18 protein-coding genes are annotated in these 16,813 nt (G+C 61.8%); 13 read left to right on the top strand and 5 right to left on the bottom strand.

The annotated features are described in order from the left end of the window. Window positions 1-7 precede the first annotated feature (7 nt). Window positions 8-673, top strand: a complete 666-nt coding sequence (locus NO934_RS04610; RefSeq protein ID WP_309162566.1) for a GntR family transcriptional regulator — start codon at window positions 8-10, stop codon at window positions 671-673. A 5-nt stretch (window positions 674-678) separates the two neighbouring features. Here NO934_RS04610 and NO934_RS04605 read toward each other — a convergent pair whose 3' ends face one another. Then, window positions 679-1,410 carry a FadR/GntR family transcriptional regulator gene (locus tag NO934_RS04605; RefSeq protein WP_309162565.1) on the bottom strand — a complete coding sequence of 244 codons (732 nt, stop codon included), beginning with the start codon at window positions 1,408-1,410 and terminating at the stop codon, window positions 679-681. Between the two features lie 165 nt (window positions 1,411-1,575). On the opposite strand from NO934_RS04605, the gene NO934_RS04600 reads away from it, so the two are divergent. The 7 genes from NO934_RS04600 (at window position 1,576) to NO934_RS04570 (ending at window position 8,771) form a co-directional block, all read left to right on the top strand. Beyond that, on the top strand, window positions 1,576-2,550 hold the full coding sequence (locus NO934_RS04600; RefSeq protein ID WP_309162564.1) for a tripartite tricarboxylate transporter substrate binding protein: 975 nt from the start codon (window positions 1,576-1,578) through the stop codon (window positions 2,548-2,550). Between the two features lie 21 nt (window positions 2,551-2,571). After that, window positions 2,572-3,042, top strand: a complete 471-nt coding sequence (locus tag NO934_RS04595) for a tripartite tricarboxylate transporter TctB family protein (RefSeq protein ID WP_309162562.1) — start codon at window positions 2,572-2,574, stop codon at window positions 3,040-3,042. A gap of 4 nt (window positions 3,043-3,046) precedes the next feature. After that, window positions 3,047-4,585 carry a tripartite tricarboxylate transporter permease gene (locus NO934_RS04590; protein ID WP_309162559.1) on the top strand — a complete coding sequence of 513 codons (1,539 nt, stop codon included), beginning with the start codon at window positions 3,047-3,049 and terminating at the stop codon, window positions 4,583-4,585. A gap of 13 nt (window positions 4,586-4,598) precedes the next feature. Then, entirely contained in the window at window positions 4,599-5,417 is an 819-nt protein-coding gene (locus tag NO934_RS04585; RefSeq protein WP_309162557.1) for an SDR family oxidoreductase, read from the top strand. A 25-nt stretch (window positions 5,418-5,442) separates the two neighbouring features. Then, complete coding sequence (locus tag NO934_RS04580) at window positions 5,443-6,117, top strand: RraA family protein (protein WP_309162556.1); 675 nt, start codon at window positions 5,443-5,445, stop codon at window positions 6,115-6,117. Window positions 6,118-6,304: 187 nt separating this feature from the next. Beyond that, window positions 6,305-7,495: an acyl-CoA dehydrogenase gene (locus tag NO934_RS04575; protein ID WP_309162553.1), complete on the top strand. Its 1,191-nt coding sequence runs from the start codon at window positions 6,305-6,307 to the stop codon at window positions 7,493-7,495. A gap of 97 nt (window positions 7,496-7,592) precedes the next feature. Next, window positions 7,593-8,771: a CaiB/BaiF CoA-transferase family protein gene (locus NO934_RS04570; protein WP_309162552.1), complete on the top strand. Its 1,179-nt coding sequence runs from the start codon at window positions 7,593-7,595 to the stop codon at window positions 8,769-8,771. Here NO934_RS04570 and NO934_RS04565 read toward each other — a convergent pair. After that, the gene (locus tag NO934_RS04565) at window positions 8,752-9,039 is read right to left on the bottom strand and encodes a hypothetical protein (RefSeq protein WP_309162551.1); all 288 of its coding nucleotides are present in this window, start codon (window positions 9,037-9,039) and stop codon (window positions 8,752-8,754) included. The two genes, NO934_RS04570 and NO934_RS04565, sit on opposite strands and share 20 nt — an antisense overlap. A 114-nt stretch (window positions 9,040-9,153) precedes the next feature. Between NO934_RS04565 and NO934_RS04560 the strand changes: the two genes are divergently transcribed. The 3 genes from NO934_RS04560 to NO934_RS04550 all read left to right on the top strand — a co-directional run bounded on the left by NO934_RS04560 (window position 9,154) and on the right by NO934_RS04550 (window position 11,362). After that, window positions 9,154-9,342, top strand: coding sequence for a hypothetical protein (locus NO934_RS04560; protein WP_309162550.1), 189 nt, complete (start codon window positions 9,154-9,156; stop codon window positions 9,340-9,342). Between the two features lie 220 nt (window positions 9,343-9,562). Beyond that, on the top strand, window positions 9,563-9,991 hold the full coding sequence (locus tag NO934_RS04555; RefSeq protein ID WP_309162549.1) for a peptidylprolyl isomerase: 429 nt from the start codon (window positions 9,563-9,565) through the stop codon (window positions 9,989-9,991). A gap of 156 nt (window positions 9,992-10,147) precedes the next feature. Continuing rightward, window positions 10,148-11,362: a GNAT family N-acetyltransferase gene (locus NO934_RS04550; RefSeq protein ID WP_309162547.1), complete on the top strand. Its 1,215-nt coding sequence runs from the start codon at window positions 10,148-10,150 to the stop codon at window positions 11,360-11,362. Here the strand turns inward: NO934_RS04550 and NO934_RS04545 are convergent. Both NO934_RS04545 and NO934_RS04540 read right to left on the bottom strand, forming a co-directional pair. After that, on the bottom strand, window positions 11,328-11,603 hold the full coding sequence (locus NO934_RS04545) for a hypothetical protein (RefSeq protein ID WP_309162546.1): 276 nt from the start codon (window positions 11,601-11,603) through the stop codon (window positions 11,328-11,330). The two genes, NO934_RS04550 and NO934_RS04545, sit on opposite strands and share 35 nt — an antisense overlap. Window positions 11,604-11,754: 151 nt before the next feature. Next, the gene (locus NO934_RS04540; RefSeq protein WP_309162545.1) at window positions 11,755-13,638 is read right to left on the bottom strand and encodes a glycosyltransferase family 2 protein; all 1,884 of its coding nucleotides are present in this window, start codon (window positions 13,636-13,638) and stop codon (window positions 11,755-11,757) included. A 101-nt stretch (window positions 13,639-13,739) separates the two neighbouring features. Here NO934_RS04540 and NO934_RS04535 point away from each other — a divergent pair, with 101 nt between their 5' ends. After that, window positions 13,740-14,555, top strand: a complete 816-nt coding sequence (locus NO934_RS04535; protein WP_309162544.1) for a transporter substrate-binding domain-containing protein — start codon at window positions 13,740-13,742, stop codon at window positions 14,553-14,555. 6 nt (window positions 14,556-14,561) lie between these two features. Here the strand turns inward: NO934_RS04535 and NO934_RS04530 are convergent, their stop codons facing one another. Further along, the gene (locus NO934_RS04530; protein ID WP_309162542.1) at window positions 14,562-14,966 is read right to left on the bottom strand and encodes a tellurite resistance TerB family protein; all 405 of its coding nucleotides are present in this window, start codon (window positions 14,964-14,966) and stop codon (window positions 14,562-14,564) included. 150 nt (window positions 14,967-15,116) lie between these two features. Here NO934_RS04530 and NO934_RS04525 point away from each other — a divergent pair, with 150 nt between their 5' ends. Next, window positions 15,117-16,763 carry a lysine--tRNA ligase gene (locus tag NO934_RS04525; RefSeq protein ID WP_309162541.1) on the top strand — a complete coding sequence of 549 codons (1,647 nt, stop codon included), beginning with the start codon at window positions 15,117-15,119 and terminating at the stop codon, window positions 16,761-16,763. Window positions 16,764-16,813 lie beyond the last annotated feature (50 nt).

Here is a 16,813-nt window from a genome sequence, read left to right as displayed (position 1 = left end):
TTTTCCCATGCGGCACACCCCGGAAAGCCAATCCCAGACCGCCTATCTCGCCCTTGAGCGCAAGATCATCATGCTCGAGATCGAGCCCGGCGCCGTGGTCAGCGAAGCAGCGATCATCGAGCTTTCAGGGGTCGGCCGCACGCCGGCCCGCGAGGCGCTCCAGCGCCTATCACTGGAAGGCCTCGTGGAAATCCGCCCCCGTGCCGGCATCCGCATCGCCGAAATCCGCCCCGACGATTTTTCCAACGTCCTCGAAGTGCGCCGCGTTCTCGAACCGCGCCTGGCCCTGCTCTCCACCCGCTTTGCCACCGGTCCGCAGCGCCGCCGCGTCGAAGAGTGCCGAGAAGCAATGGATCGCGCCCTCGCGCGCCGTGAAACCGGCGCTTTCCTTGAGGCAGACAAGGCGTTCGATACCGCCATGGGCAATGCGTGCCCCAATCCCTATCTGGCCGCCACCCTGCGCCCGCTCCAGTCCCACTCGCGCCGCTTCTGGTATCGCTTTTTCGCCGATACGGGCCTGGAAACCTCGGTTGCCGCTCATCGCCAGGTCATGGACGAATTCATTAAAGGCGATGCCGAAGCCGCCGCCGAGGGCATGGCTGCGCTGATCGAGGCCATGCAGAAAAGCGCCCTGAGCCTACGCAACGCCCCCGCCTTCAGCCCCGACGGCTAGCCCGATCAGGTCCGGTCTTCCGCCTTGCTCTTTTCGATCGCCACCTTGAGGTATTCGGCACTGTTGTTGATATGCGCCCGCATCAGCGACTTCGCCCGATCGAGGTCGCCCGCCCGGATCTTGTTGTAGATATCCACATGCTCGGCATAAGCCGCATCATAAGACTTGGTGGGAACGCTCGACGTCACCCGGATCACTTCGGTCACCAGGCCATGGAGATTGTTGTAGACGATCGACAGAACTCCATTGCCAGCAGCATCCACAAGGGCCTGATGGAATGCGGCGTCGGCTTCGGTAAAGCGCGCATAGTCCTTCATGTCTCCCGCCCGCCGCATGTCCGCCAACGCGGCTTCGGCCTTGGATAGGTCGAGATTGCCGCCCGAAAGAAGGAGGTCGATCACATCGGATTCGATCATGCGGCGAACGATCATGACCTCCATCAGATATCGGGGATTGGTCCGCAGCAACTGCCGAACGGTTACCGCCAGCGTTTCGAGGAATTCCCCCACATCGGCCCGCACCACCGAGGTGCGTTCCCCATGTCGACGCCGAACCAGCCCCTTGGTCTCGAGAATCTGCACGGCCTCGCGCACGGTTCGCGTGGAAACGCCGAACTCGCGAGCAAGCTCGCTCTCTGAAGGCAGCTTTTCGCCGACCGGCAGCTCGCCGCCCAAAATGCGTTCCTCGACCGCCGCGGCGATCGCCGTGTGCCGCTTGTCCCGTGTTTGCGCATTCATCTGAGGGCCTTCGAATCCGGAGCTATCCAGTCTCTCATAAGAGGAGCAGGGTCCTGTGACAAGAGTTGACATATGACTTATGTCATGAGATAGCCATTGCCGCTGGCTGATCCTTAAAATTCGATTGCTGCGCGCCAGCCTGGGCAGCTTGGGAGGAATTTTTCGATGAAAGCTTTCAAAGCAGCGGTTGCCGCTTCCTTGTTCTTTGGCGGCGCCTTCGCAACGGCCGGCCAGGCCTTGGCGGAATGGCCCGAGCGCGCGGTCACGGTTATCGTGCCCTGGGCCGCCGGCGGCGGCACCGACGCTACGGCGCGTGCGGTGGCACAGGAACTCGAGGAACGCTTCGGCCAGCCGTTCAACGTCGTCAATCGCACCGGCGGCGGCGGTCTTGTGGGGCACATCACCATCGCCAATTCTGCGCCCGATGGTTACACCCTCGGGGTGATCACCATCGAGACCACGATGTTCGAAGCTCAGGGCCTGCCCGGAGCCGCGCCCGAGAATTTCACCTTGCTGGGCCGCTTCAATGCCGATGCCATCGGCATCAATGTCAGGGCCGATGCGCCCTATGAGAACGCGCAGGACCTGATCGACGCCGTCGAGGCCAATCCCGGCCAGCTCAAGGCGTCCGGCGCCAACCAGGGCGGCTTGAGCCATCTGGCATGGGCCGGTTTGCTCAACCGGCTGGAGATCGACCCGCAAGCAGGCCCCTGGGTCGCCTCCGACGGTTCGGCTCCTGCAATGCAGCAGCTTGCCGCGAACGCGATCGCCATCGTCTCCACCTCTCCGGCTGAGGCGCAATCGCTGGTCGATGCGGGTGAAGCGAAAACCCTGATGCTGATGGCCGATGAACGCAGCTCGCTCTACCCCGACATCCCTACCGTCGAGGAGGCATTGGGCGTGGATTGGTCGCCGCTGCCCTTCCGCGGTGTAGCAGGTCCGGCAGGCCTTCCCGAGGAAGTGGTGACCAAGGTCTCCGACGCTCTGGCCGAGATCACCCAGGACGAAGAGTTCATCGCCATGATGGAATCGCGGGGCTTCTCGGTCGCCTATCAGGATGCGGAAACCTTCACCCAGACCGTGATGCGTTCGCGCGACGATCTGGTGAGCGCCATGCAGGCCGTCGGCCTGGCGCAGTAAGGCTCGAAAGGGAGGAGCGCCATGCGTTTCGATGACCGCATTGTTGGTGCCGCATTGGTGCTCCTTGCCCTTTTCGTGATCTGGCAGGGCCAGCAGATCCCATCGGTGCCGGGGACGACATTTGGTCCTTCTTTGATGCCTATTCTGCTGGGCCTGCTCATGGCCGCGTGTGGGGTGGCCGTTTTCATCGGTGGCCTGCGCGCTGCCGGCGGCGTGCCGCTCGTGGATGTTTCTGTGTGGAAAGGCCGGCCGCGGGCGCTGATAACTGCGGCGTGGTCCATCCTCGGGGTGGTGCTCGGCATCGCTCTCATGCCGGTCATTGGCTTCCCCATCTTCGGACTTTTATACGCGGTTCCGCTCATGCTGCTCATGGGCGCCCGGCTTGTGGCGGCCGTGCCCGTCGCGCTGGTGGTGGTACTGGCCGCCTATTTCACCTTCAAGCGGCTGCTTTACGTGCCCTTGCCCGCCGGCCCTCTGACATTCCTCGGTTAACCCCATGAGTTTTGACGTTCTGGTCTCCGCGCTGTGGGTCATCGTTCAGCCCCAAGTGCTCATCGTCGTGCTGCTGGCCTCCATCTATGGCCTTTTCATCGGCGCGATACCCGGCCTCAGCGCCACCATGGCAACGGCGCTGCTGATCCCGCTGACCTATTACATGGACCCGGTCGCTGCCATCGCGGCCATCGTGGCCACGACGGCCATGGCCATCACCGCTGGCGATATCCCCGGCGTGCTGCTGCGTATCCCCGGAACGCCGGCCTCGGCGGCGTATGTCGAAGAAGCGTACGCGCTCAACCTCAAAGGCAAGGCGCAACTGGCGATGGGCATCGGCATCGTCTTTTCGGCGGCAGGCGGTTTGGTGGGCGCGGCGGTCCTGCTCCTCAGCGCGCCCATCCTGGCGCGCGCCTCGTTGAGCTTTTCGAGCTTCGAGTTCTTCTGGATGGCTCTGCTGGGGCTCTTGACCTCGGCTCTGGTGAGCACCAACGCCCCGGCACGCGGCTTGTTCTCGCTGTGTCTGGGTCTGCTCATCAGTACGGTCGGGCTCGATGTCACCTCAGGTCAGCCGCGCTTTACCTTCGGGGTCATCGACCTTTACGGCGGGGTGAGCTTCATCCCCACTATGATCGGCATGTTCGCCTTTGCCGAACTGCTCCGGGGCCTTTCGGCGGCAGGCACAATTCCGCCCGTTCCCGAAAAGGGGAGTTTCTGGAGCAATTCCTTTGCCGGCGTGTGGGGCATGTTCCGCAAATATCCGTGGAGTTTCATACGGGGATCCGTGTTAGGTTCAGCGGTGGGTGCACTTCCCGGCATTGGAGGCGATCTGGCCGCCTGGATCTCCTATGGCATGAGCAAGCGCTTCTCGAAGACCCCCGAAAAGTTCGGCACGGGTCATGAAGAAGGATTGGTCGAAGCCAGTTCCTCGAACAACGCCGGCCTCTCCAGCGCATGGGTGCCGGCACTGGTCTTCGGCATTCCCGGCGATGCGGTGACCGCCATTGCCATCGGCGTCCTGTTCATGAAGGGGCTCAATCCCGGCCCTCAGCTCTTCGTGGATAACCCCACAATGCTGACGGCCGTGATCCTCACCTTTGGCCTGGCCAATCTTTTGCTCCTTCCCATCGGCTATTTTGCCATTAAGGGCGCCCGCTATGTGCTCTCCATTCCGCGTAGCCTGATCGTCCCGACCATTCTGGTGTTCTGCGTGGTGGGCTCGTTTGCCATCAACAACACCCTGTTCGATATCGGCGTGATGCTGGCCGCCGGGCTGGTGGCCTATGTGCTGGAGGCAAACCGGTTCCCGCTTGCGCCGGTCATTTTAGGGTTGGTGCTCGGCCCCATCCTTGAGCGCAACTTCATCATGTCGATGCAGATCGCCGACGGCAATCTTCTGGGCTTTTTCAGTCGGCCCGTTGCAGCCGGGCTCGGCGTAATCGTCTGTGCCGTCATTTTGATCCCGCTCGTGCGGACGCTCATCCGCATCGTTTCACGGCGTCGGCCCCAGTCCCGGCAGCCCGATATCTCCTCCTCCACATAGGATAAGCTTTTCAATGCATGATCCATTTTCAGTAGAAGGCCGCGTCATCGTCGTCACCGGCGGCTTGGGCCAGTTGGGCACCCAATTTTCCAAATCCCTCGCCGAAGCGGGCGCCAAGGTAGCCATCTTCTCGCGCCGTCCGTTCTCCGACGAACAACTCGCCGACAAGTTCCCCGGCGTTGCAGGCAACATCCGCGTCTATGAGGCGAGCGTTACCGACAAGGCGGCACTCACCGCCGCCACCCAAAAACTCGTTTCCGATTGGGGCGCCCCGCACGGGCTGGTCAACAATGCCGGCATCGATTCCAAGCCCGACGGCTCGGCCGAACAGAACGCCCCCTTCGAGGTCTATCCTCAGCATTACTGGGACGAGATCATCGAAACCAATCTAACAGGGGTGATGCTCACCAGCCAGGTGGTCGGCAGCGTCATGGCCGCCGAACAGCGCGGCTCGATCATCAATGTAGGCTCGATCTACGGCATGGTCTCGCCCAATCAGGCCCTCTATGCCTATCGTGAAAAGCGCGATGGCGTGCCCTTCATCAAGGCCGCGTCCTACGCCGCGTCCAAGTCCGGCCTGGTCAATTTCACCCGCTATCTGGGCACCTATTGGGCGCCCAAGAAGGTGCGCGTCAATCTCATTTCCTTCGGCGGGGTGAAAACAGCCAGCTTCGACAAGGAATTCATCGACGCCTTCCTCGAACGCGTCCCCATGGGCCGTCAGGCCGAGATCGACGAGTACAACGGGGTCGTGCGCTTCCTGCTTTCGGACGCCTCCTCTTACATGACGGGCTCCAACGTGGTGGTCGATGGCGGCTTCACCGCCTGGTAATGCCGTATTTTCAGGGAAAGAGACTATGACTTACGACTACGCCGACACCGATTGGAACTCGATCGAGCGGCTATCGAAATGGTATTCGGGCGACATCCATGACGTGATGGATAAGCACGGCGCTTATGGCCACCTCAAGGGCATCTCCCTTTTTGGGGCCCTGGCTCCCGGCCAGGTGGTCTGCGGCCCCGCCGTCACTGTGCTTTATGAGCCCAGCACCCGCGTCGGCCAGCCCCAGGACGTCTATCACGGCGCTATCGACGGGGCGGTCAAGGGCGGCATCATGATGGTGGATTCCTCCTGCGCGGAGGGCTCGGGCACCGGTGAATTGATGTCCACCGGCGCCAAGATGGCGGGCGCAGCCGCCACGGTCGTCCATGGCACGGTCCGCGATCTGGCCGAGGTGCGCCATCTCGATTATCCGCTCTTTGCCCGCGGCACGAGCCCGGTCGGGGTGTCGGGGCGCATGGAGCCGGCCAAGGCGCATATCGATCTTGATATCGATGGCGTACGCGTCCGGCCCGGCGACGTGATCTTCGGCGATATCAGCGGCGTCGTCGTCATCCCGCGCGAACTGGTCAAGACCATCGCCGATGCCGCCGATGAGAACGGCAAGGCCGAAGCAAGCTGCCGCGCCCGCATCCTGGCCGGCGAAAAGCTCCGCAGCGTCTGGCCCGTCGGCAGCACCGGCCCGGTCTGATGTCCAAGAGCCGGACGAACCCTCGTTCCTCCGGCTCTTGCTACCCCGCGCAAAAAATCGCTCATCCGCCACATAGATCCCTCAAATCGTCATTTTCCTTAGGCGATCTGCCGAAATTTCCCTGTTTTTCCCGCTTCGTGCAGAGGCTATTCTTGCTTTAACGCATTTGATTTGCCGGGGAGGAACAATGGGCAACAACAGCGGCGGTTTCGTGTGGTCGGATCCCTTCCTGCTCGAGGATCAGCTTTCTCCCGAAGAGCGCATGATAAGGGAGTCCGCCGCCGCCTTTGCTGCCGATAAGCTCGCCCCCCGCGTCCAGGACGATTATCTCGAGGAACGCGTCGATCCCACTATCTTTGCCGATTTCGGCGCCGCCGGGCTGCTCGGTGCCACCATACCCGAAGAGTTCGGCGGCCTAGGCGCGTCCTATGTCGCCTATGGGCTGATTGCCCGCGAGATCGAGCGCATCGATTCCGGTTACCGCTCCATGATGAGCGTCCAATCCTCGCTCGTCATGTATCCCATTCACGCCTATGGCACCGAAGACCAGCGCCGCAAATATCTCCACAGGCTCGCCAGCGGCGAATGGATCGGCTGCTTTGGTTTGACCGAGCCCGATGCCGGTTCGGACCCCGCCTCCATGAAGACCCGCGCCGAAAAGATCGATGGCGGCTATCGTCTTTCAGGGTCCAAGACCTGGATTTCCAATTCTCCCATCGCCGATGTCTTCGTCGTCTGGGCCAAATCCGCCGCTCATGGCGGCAAGGTCCGCGGCTTTGTCCTTGAAAAGGGCACTCGGGGCCTTTCGGCCCCAAAGATCGGCGGCAAGCTTTCCCTGCGTGCATCGGTCACCGGCGAGATCGTCATGGACGGCGTCGAAGTGCCCGAGGATGCGCTGCTTCCCAATGCCGAAGGCATGAGCGGTCCGTTCGGCTGCCTCAACCGCGCCCGCTTCGGCATTTCCTGGGGCGCCATGGGTGCGGCCGAGGATTGTTGGCACCGTGCCCGTCAATATGGGCTCGACCGCACCCAGTTCGACCGTCCGCTGGCCGCCACCCAGCTCTTCCAGAAAAAGCTCGCCGACATGCAGACCGAGATCGCGCTGGGTTTGCAGGCTTCCTTGCGGGTCGGCCGCCTCATGGATGAAGATCGCATGGCTCCGGAAATGATCTCCATCGTCAAGCGCAACAATTGCGGCAAGGCCCTCGATATAGCCCGTCAGGCCCGGGACATGCATGGCGGCAACGGCATCCAGATCGAATACCACGTCATGCGCCATGCCCAGAACCTTGAGACCGTCAACACCTATGAGGGCACTCACGACGTCCACGCCCTGATCCTGGGCCGCGCCCAAACCGGCCACCAGGCGTTTTTCTGACTATGCCGAAGTTCGGCGGGTCCCCAACCGCTCCATTGTCATTGCGGGATTTGTTCCCGGAAGCCAGCGCAGCGCGAGCCGAGGGCTGACCACGCCGATGGGAACCCAACCCACGCCGCCAAGCAAACCCCCGCTCGCCGGCCTCCGCGTCGTCGAACTGGCCCGCATTCTCGCCGGTCCCTGGCTCGGCCAGACGCTCGCTGATCTCGGTGCCGAGGTCATCAAGGTCGAGAGCCCCCAGGGCGACGATACCCGCTATTGGGGGCCACCCTTTATCGAACGCGATGACGGGCAGGGCGGCACCGAAACCGTCGCCGCCTATTTCCACGCCGCCAACCGCTCCAAGCGGTCGGTGGTTTGCGACTTCAACGACCCCGACGAGCTTGAGCGGCTCAAGGCTCTGATTGCCGAAGCCGACGTGCTGGTCGAAAACTTCAAGCTCGGCGGCCTCGCCCGCTATGGGCTCGATTATCCAACCCTCTTCGCCTTCAACCCGCGCCTCGTTTATTGCTCCATTACCGGCTTCGGCCAAACCGGCCCCCGCGCCGCCCAGCCAGGTTATGATTTCCTGATCCAGGGGATGAGCGGCGTCATGGATTTGACCGGCGCGCCGGATGGCGAACCGCAAAAGGTTGGCGTTGCCTGGATCGACGTTTTCACCGGCCTTTACGGCGCCATCGGTGTCCAGGCCGCCTTGGCCGAGCGCGAGCGGTCGGGCAGGGGACAACAGATCGACATTTCGCTCCTCGATGTCGGCGTTGCCGTTCTTGCTAATCAGGCGATGAATTACCTCGTCTCGGGCACCAGCCCCACCCGGCTCGGCAATGCCCACCCGAACATCGTCCCCTATCAGGTCTTTCCCGCCTCGGATGGCCACGTCATCATCGCCTGCGGCAATGACCGCCAGTTCGCCTCGCTCTGTAAAGCATTGGAGCTTTCCGATCTCGCCTCCGACCCGCGCGCCAGGACCAACCCCGGGCGGGTCGCCAATCGCGAAGCGGTCTGCGCCGCCATCGCCGCCGCCACATCAGCCCACAGCAAGTCCGATCTGATCGCTGAACTGGAAGCCGCCGGTGTCCCTTGCGGCCCCATCAACACGGTGGCCGAGGCCCTATCCGATCCGCAAATTGCCGCCCGCGCCCTGCGCATCGATCCGGAGGGCATTCCCGGTCTGAGGAGTCCCTTGCGCTTTTCCCGCAGCCCTCTCTCGCTCGATCGCGCCGCACCGCTATTAGGGGACGGCGAGTGGAGCTGGTCTAGCTCAAGGCCCAGATGACCAGCGCCGCAATGACGATCAAAAGGCCGATGGCCAGCGCAACATAGGTCAACGCCGCCCCGCCCGAAGAGCCCAGCGGCGTTTGAACGTTGGTATCGGGTCTGGCCTGCCGCACCTGCGCCGCATCGGGCGGATTGCCCGAAGCCTCGTCATCGGTCCCCAGCGGCGCAGCCGCCGGATCGGGCCAATCCGCCTTGTCCCCGGTCTCGCCGCTGTCAATATCGCGCCGCAACCTGTCGGTGGTCGCCGGAGCCTTCTTGTCCGCCATGTCCTTGCCTGCACCGTCTGATCTTAAGACAGAATCCGCTCGTCCGATACCGGTTCCCTGCAACCGGGCACGGCCAGCTCCGTTATCGAAGTAAACGGCAATGGAGCACCGGAAATGACGGACAAGAAAAAGGACAGGGCGGCTGCTTTCGACAAGGGCACCGCGCCCGGACCCAAGGGATCGAAAGTTCAGGTTCGTGACGCGGGCGGAGAGTCGACCCGCGACGACAAGAGCGGTTGGGACGAGACCGACGAGGCAGCCGACGAGACGTTTCCCGCCTCCGATGCGACGGCTAAATACTGATTTCGCACAAGCGCTGCAGCAAACGCCGGCTGGACTCGCCATTCTTTCCGATCAACTCTGATCTCAACTCATATATTGGCAATGTGCGGTTTACATCCGGGCCATGGCCCTTACATTGCCACCAGGTCCGCATAGCAAGGCAGCGGACACCTCGCCGGGCCACTTCGCGGCGCTCAGGCGTCCGGCCCCCGCGTAAACACCAGCGAAAAAAGGACACAGAATGACCCAGGCAAAGCACGGGGACACTGTGCGCATCCATTACACCGGACGGCTCACCGACGGCACCCGTTTCGACAGTTCCGATGGCCGTGATCCCCTTGAATTTACTCTCGGATCGGGCCAGATCATCCAGGGCCTGGACGAGCAGGTGCAGGGCATGAATGTCGGCGACAAGCAGACCGTTACCATTCCCGCCGACGCGGCCTACGGCCCCCATCGACCTGAGGGCGTGCAGTCCGTTCCCCGCTCGCAAATCCCTGATGGCGTGGACACTTCCGTCGGTGCCCGCCTCCAGGCGACCGGTGCCGATGGCCGCGCCATGACCCTTACGGTCGTTGACACCACCGAAAACGCCATCACCGTCGATGCCAATCATCCGCTCGCCGGAAAAGATCTGGTGTTCGACGTCGAACTCGTCGAAGTGCTGTAATTTCAACGCGTTGCAACGGCTCGGGCGGACGCCCGGGCCGTTTAGATTTGATTGACCATCAGCCACGTTCCGGCCTTCAGGTCCGCTCAAATTCAGCCTTTCCTAGGGTTTTCCCACAATAGTGTCGCCACCACGCCACCAGAGGAAGTCCAGTCCATGGCGATGCCGGCGGCTACCGATTTCGACAAACTCAGTCATGTCGTCCAGCCGGGCGGCGCCTACCTTGACATGCGGATCCACGACAGTCTCGCCGCCATCGAACCGGCTTGGCGCGAGCTGGAGGCCCGCGGCGTTTTTACCCCTTATCAGCGCTTCGATTGGATCAAGGCCTACCTTGATGCTGACTTTTCCCCGCGCGAGCAAATCGCGGTTATGATGCTTTCGGAAGGTCAGCGACCCATCGCCATCCTTCCCTTTGAAATCGTCAGCCGTCTCGGCGTCCGCGTCGCCCAGATCATCGGTATGCCGATTTCCAATGGAGATGGCCTGGTTTTCGACCCGGACTACGCTGATGCGCTGAACGTGGAAACCCTCACCAAGTGCCTTGCGGACTTGCCGGCCGACATCGTTAATTTCCACTGTGTCGCTTCCCAAATGGGCGCAATGCCCAATCCCCTAGCCACTCTGGGCGGCAGCCCGGCTCCGGACAATTTCTATGTTAACGAGCTGATCCCGGGCGATGCCCCCTATATCGAGCACTCCCTGCCGCACAAGCGGCGCACCAACATTCGCCGCTCCCAGCGTCGCCTTGAGGAAGGATTCGGCGCCGTAGAATTGCGCCGAGCTGTCACCGAAGCCGACGTGGATGAAATCCTTTCCGTTTTCCTCGACCAGCGCAGCAGGCGGTTCGAACAGATGGGAGTGGAAAACATCTTCGCTGGCCCGGCCTTTCGCCGTTTCTTCCGAAGCCTCGCCATCGCCGGTCTTGGCGATCCGCGCCCGGCCATCAGCTTGCACGGACTCTATGCCGGCGACCAGATCGTTGCCACCAGCATCGGCACATACGGTCCCCATCACTACTCGCAATACATCAACTCCACCGACTACGGCGACGCTTCGCGCTATTCGCTGATGGGCGTCACGCTGTCACTACTGGTCGACAAATTGCGCGCTGACGGTATCACCGGGTTCGATATGGGGTTGGGTGATTTCGACTACAAAACCGATTGGACCCACCGGGAAACGGTTTTCGACATCATCGTCCCCGTATCCGCAAAAGGCCGATTGGCAGCACCGATCCTACGCTCCGCCCGCGCCGTCAAACGGAAGATCAAGCAGACACCGGCTCTTTGGCGTGCGGCCCGTGCCATTCAGTCAACGCTCACCGGGTTTCGCGCTAAAGCCCGAAAAGCGAAAGAATCCACCAGATAAACAGCGACGCGGGCAGAGGGAGAAGCAGGCGCACAGGCCAGATGGCCCAGAACCGTGCACGGCCGGCGGTGAGGACGATCAAGGCCATCACCCCCACAGCATAGATTGTCAGGGCAATAAGCGCCGATGCAGAAATATAGCGCAGAAACAAGGACATGGCGAGCCCGATCGAGAGCAGCAGACCTATGCTGCCCGCAATCGCGAGAGCCACTGCGCGATCGGAAAGACCCGGTGTGCGCATTTCAGCGTCGACCTTCTTATCGATAAAGAACTCTTGTCCCAAACTCACTCCGAAGGCCGAGAATCTGGTCCAAATCGCCCTCCCGTTCAATCAAATAATCGAGGAGGGCTGATTTCGTCCCGCGCATTGTGTCCGTTATCCAGCATCCCAGCTACCGGGATGTCTGCGTACGCTGAGGCAGGATCTTGCCTGACGGCACCCGAATTGCCGTACCTGCGGGCAGCGTGCTGCCAAGCCCTCGATGCTCTGTTTTGGACCAATGGTAGGGCTTTGTGATCAACTCGCCGCAGGCAAGGATCACCGCATACCAGGCGAGCAGCCAATAGAGGGGAATGCCCAGGAGCGTACGATAGAGATCTGGCCGCCCGATCCGGTCCAGCCCGATTGCGCTGATTGCCCCGGCACCGCAATAGCCCAAGAGCAACGCGCCAAGTCCCGCCACCGTCCAGGCCTGGGGAGCACCCAGGACGACAAATTCGTGCGCCAGCCGTGCCAGCGTCGTCATCAGAAACAGCCCATGTACCGTCAAGGAGAGGACCATTCCGCCCACAAACACGTAGAAGGCGAGGAGGCTGGCCCATCCCAGAACCGCCAAGAGCTTCCGGGGCCGGGCGGAATGGACGATCAGCGTCTGCATCCATCCCTTGATCCATCGTGAGCGCTGGCGAATCCAGTTTCCCGCACTCTCGGGCGCTTCCTCCCAGGTCGCGGTGGCCAGGCTTTCGACGCGCAAACCCAAACGGGCCATACGGATACCCAGATCGGCGTCCTCGGTCACGTTGAATGCGTCCCAGGCTCCGATATCGCGCAGGGTCTGGGTGCGGAAGTGATTGGAGGTGCCGCCCAGTGGCACCGGAAAGCCAGCTCTCCCGATGGCTGGCAGCAGGACACCGAAATGGCCGGCATATTCGGCCGCGAACATTCGGGTGATCCAATTGCGCGATGCGTTGGCGATCACCAGTTCTCCCTGCAGGCATTGGAGGGTGGCATCGGCGGCAAAAAGGCTCGCGGCTGCCCGCAACTGGCCAGGGTCGGGCAGGTCCTCGGCGTCGAACACCACGACATGTTCACCCCTCGCCAGAGGCAGGGCGAAGTTGAGTGCCTTTGGCTTGGTGTAGGGCTTGTGCCTCGGCACGACAATAAGGGAAAATCGCGGGTCACCCAGAACAGCGCGGACCGCCCCCGCCGTTTGCGGGCTGGCGCTTTCGACGACGAATTTGATGTCGAGTTTCTCGGTGGGATAATCCAAGCGGCGCATGGCCTGGGCGATCTGCGGCACCATATGCGCTTCGTTCCGAAGCGGGATCAGCACCGTATAGATCGGCAATTGATCGTCGCCCAAAAGTTTTTGCGGAACGAGCGGGCTGTTGCGGCCAAAGGTGAATGCAGCCCAAAGCCTGAAAAACGAAGGGGCCGCCAGCGTCAGGGAAACGACGCCGAGAAAGAACGGCTGCAGAAAAAAGCCTGGCAGTAACGAGATCAAAACAATCGCAGCAACCGCGCTGACAAAGCCGACGCGAACCCATAGCGGCAGATCGAGATGGGCGCTGGCAAGAGGATATCGGTGAGCCAGGCGCTGAACGGCGTTGGCGGTCAGAACCTCGGAATTGGCCGCCGCCACGCCGGTTTCGAGTGTTGCCGGCGAAACGATGCCAAGATGATCGCGCAGGCTCGGATCGTCGCCGATGCGGCGGGCCAGCGCTTTGACGTGCTCGAAGCGCGGGGTAAGGAAAAGCACCTCGCGTCCCTCGACTTCGCCCCGAGCCGACCTGATCCCGGCGAACCGATCAATGTCGATGCGCGCGTCCAACGGGACAAGAAATGGGCGGACGTCGCTGAAATATTGAAGCCCCAAAAGCCGGGCCATCTCTCGGTAGGGCAACTCTCGATCGTTTGGGGTGACGCCCTCGAGCACGTCGATGACGTCGACGCCGGTTTTGCGGGCACGCTCAAGCGCAGCATTGGCTACATGCCGGGACCAGCCCGGCTGTGCGGCCAATGCGCCAGCGAGTTCGACATCGTCAAACGTCTGCAAGCCGGTCTATGCCCCCAAATCCGTGCGCCGACCCTACCAATTGTCGCCGCGATCGGCCATAACGAGCCGGAAATTCTTGTTCGGCTGTGGAAAATCGACCGATGCCAGCATTCCGGGCCGCGCCTATTGTCGCCGTCTTTTTTGCGTTCGCCTGCGCCGCAATGGCTCAAAACCTGCCCGTTCACGTCGATCCGGGAGCTCGCGACGATGTCGTCGACCCCGCTCCGGTGCCCGCGTTGCGTTTTCTGACGACAGCGGATTTTCCTCCCTTCAACTATACCGATGCAAGTGGACAGCTTGTGGGTTTCCATATCGATCTGGCCGAGGCGATTTGCGCCCGGCTAGAGGCGCGTTGCACCGTCCAGGCCTGGCCATGGGATCGCGTGCAGGACGCTTTGGCTGAAAACCAGGGTGATGCGTTGATCGCCGGTCTCGACATCGGAAGCGAGGCCGCCGAGCGTTTCGATTTTTCGCGCGTCTATATGCAGCTTCCCGGGCGCTTCGTAACGCCTAAAGCTGCCGTGGCCGGCTTCGATCCCCTGGCCATGACGGGCCGGCTGGCGGTGCGGACGGGGTCTGTCCATGCCGAGCTTGTGGCGCGCACGCTCCCCGATGTCGAACTCGAAGGGTTTGACACAGAGTTCGAAGCCTTGGCCGCGGTGGAATCCGGGAACGCAGATGCCTATTTCGGCGACGCGGCGCGCGCATCGTTCTGGCTCAATGAAAACCCGGATTGTTGCAGCTTTGCGGGCGAACCTTATTTCCGCCCGGACCTGTTCGGCGCCGGGCTCTCGGTCGCGGTCCCGGCGGGCCTCGACAATGTGCGCGTTGCGATCAACTGGGCCCTGATGCGGCTCCAGCGCGAAGGGCGGCTGGACGAGATCTATCTGCGCTGGTTTCCAGTGAGCTTCTACTGACGCGAGTTACAGCCGCCGGTGGCGGATACGGGCCGAGGTTTCGATTGCCGCCGTCGTCAGCCGATCGATCGAAAAGGCATCGCGGATCATTTCCAGCATCCGCAACTCTTCCTGGTTAAGCCGCAGGTCGACTGTCGCGATTTCGACGGCGATGGCATAGGCCGTCTCCTGCAGCCGTGGTTCCAGCGTTTCGGCGATCTGGCCGAGCAGGGCATCGAGCCCAGCCATGTTGATGGTTTCAACGCAAGAGGAGGCGACCTCGGGTAGGCGCGAAATGTCGAAGCTTTCGAACACCGGCCAGCGGCTGATCAGAGCCGCGAAGCGATCCATCTCACGGTCCGTCACGTCCTTGTCGGAAACCGCGGTCATCACCATGATCTGGACCAGGGCGTCGGTGGGGGAAAGCTGCATCGAAATCACCTGAACTCGGAATGGGCCGCCGCGAAATCTAGAAAGCGCGGCTCCCGAGTGCAAGAGCCTGGGCATCGGCATTGACCTTTGCCCGTGCTTGGTGCAACACCGGCGCTCCCGGATTTTCTCATGATACCAAGGATGGGCCAAGTGTCCCACACCCTGCCCCCGCTCGATCCCGATGCCATCGTTGCTGCCACGAACGCCTGCGCCTGGCCGTTCGAAGAAGCACGCAAGGTGGTGAAACGGGCTGAAAAGCTGGGCAAGGACGAGGTGATCTTCGAAACCGGTTACGGTCCTTCGGGACTGCCCCATATCGGCACCTTCGGGGAAGTGATGCGCACGACCATGGTGCGCACCGCGTTTCGCCTTCTCACGGGCGATAGCATCAAGACCCGGCTGATCTGCTTTTCCGACGACATGGACGGGATGCGCAAGATCCCGGACAATGTGCCGTCCAAGGAAGCGCTCGAGCCGTTCCTGCAAAAGCCGTTGACCGCGGTGCCCGACCCCTGGACCAATGAGTTCGCGAGCTTTGGCGATCACAACAACGCGATGCTGCGCCGTTTCCTCGATACGTTCGGGTTCGATTACGAATTCGCCAGCGCCACCGACTATTACAAGTCCGGCAAGTTCGACGACATGCTGCTGCGCACGCTTGAGCGCTATGACGATATCATGGGCGTGATGCTGCCGACGCTTGGCGCGGAGCGGCAGGCTACCTATTCGCCCATCCTGCCGATTTCGCCCATTTCCGGTCGTGTGCTCTATGTGCCCATGAAGGAGGTCAATGCCCAGGATGGCACCGTGACCTTCGAAGACGAAGACGGCCGCGATGTCACGATTCCCGTCACTGGCGGCAACGTTAAGCTGCAGTGGAAGCCCGATTTCGGCATGCGCTGGGCGGCGCTGGGTGTAGATTTCGAAATGTTCGGCAAGGACCACCAGACCAATCAGGTGGTTTACGACCGGATTTGCGCCATACTGGGCGGCACGCCGCCCGAGCATTATGTCTATGAGCTGTTCCTCGATGAGGAAGGCCAGAAGATTTCCAAGTCCAAGGGCAATGGGATCACCATCGATGAATGGCTGACCTACGCTTCTTCGGAGAGCCTGGCGCTGTTCATGTTCCAGAAGCCCCGGACGGCCAAGCGGCTCTATTTCGATGTGATCCCCAAGGCGGTGGACGAGTACTTCTCCTTTGCGGCGTCGGCTCAGAAGCAGGATGCGGCTGCATTGCTGGAGAACCCAGCCTTTCATATCCATTCAGGGCGCCCGCCGGCCTATGACATGCCGGTGAGCTTTGCGCTGCTGCTCAATCTTGCGACCGCGTCCAACCCGGAAAATCGCGAGGTGATGTGGGGGTTCATTTCGGCCTATGCGCCGGGCGTGACGCCTCAAACCCACCCGCATCTGGATGCGCTGGTCGGCTATGCCATCCGCTATTTCCATGATTTCGTTAAGAAAAATTACCGCGCCCCGGACGATGTGGAGCGCGCGGCGCTTCAAAGCCTGTCGGCAAAACTGGCCACCTTGCCCGAGGGCTCGGATGGGGAAACGATCCAGAATGCGGCGCTCGATGTGGCACGCGAGATCGAGCGATATCAGGACCATTCCCGCACCGGTCCCCATGGCGGGCCGGGAGTTTCGGGCGCATTCTTCCAGATGATCTATCAGGTGCTGATCGGCCAGGAGCGCGGGCCGCGCTTCGGCTCGTTCGCAGCCCTCTACGGCGTTGAAAATACACGGGCTTTAATCGAGCGGGCCCTTAGGGGTGAGTTGACCGGTATTGAATAGCCGGTTTAGGGATGTATTGCCGCCGGTGTTTAATGCTTTGTGCCGCCTCG

It is taken from the genome of Pelagibacterium sp. H642, assembly GCF_031202855.1.
Taxonomy (GTDB): domain Bacteria; phylum Pseudomonadota; class Alphaproteobacteria; order Rhizobiales; family Devosiaceae; genus Pelagibacterium.
The sequence above is the reverse complement of the archived record's forward strand: the minus strand, read 5'-3'. Positions and strand labels throughout refer to the sequence as shown.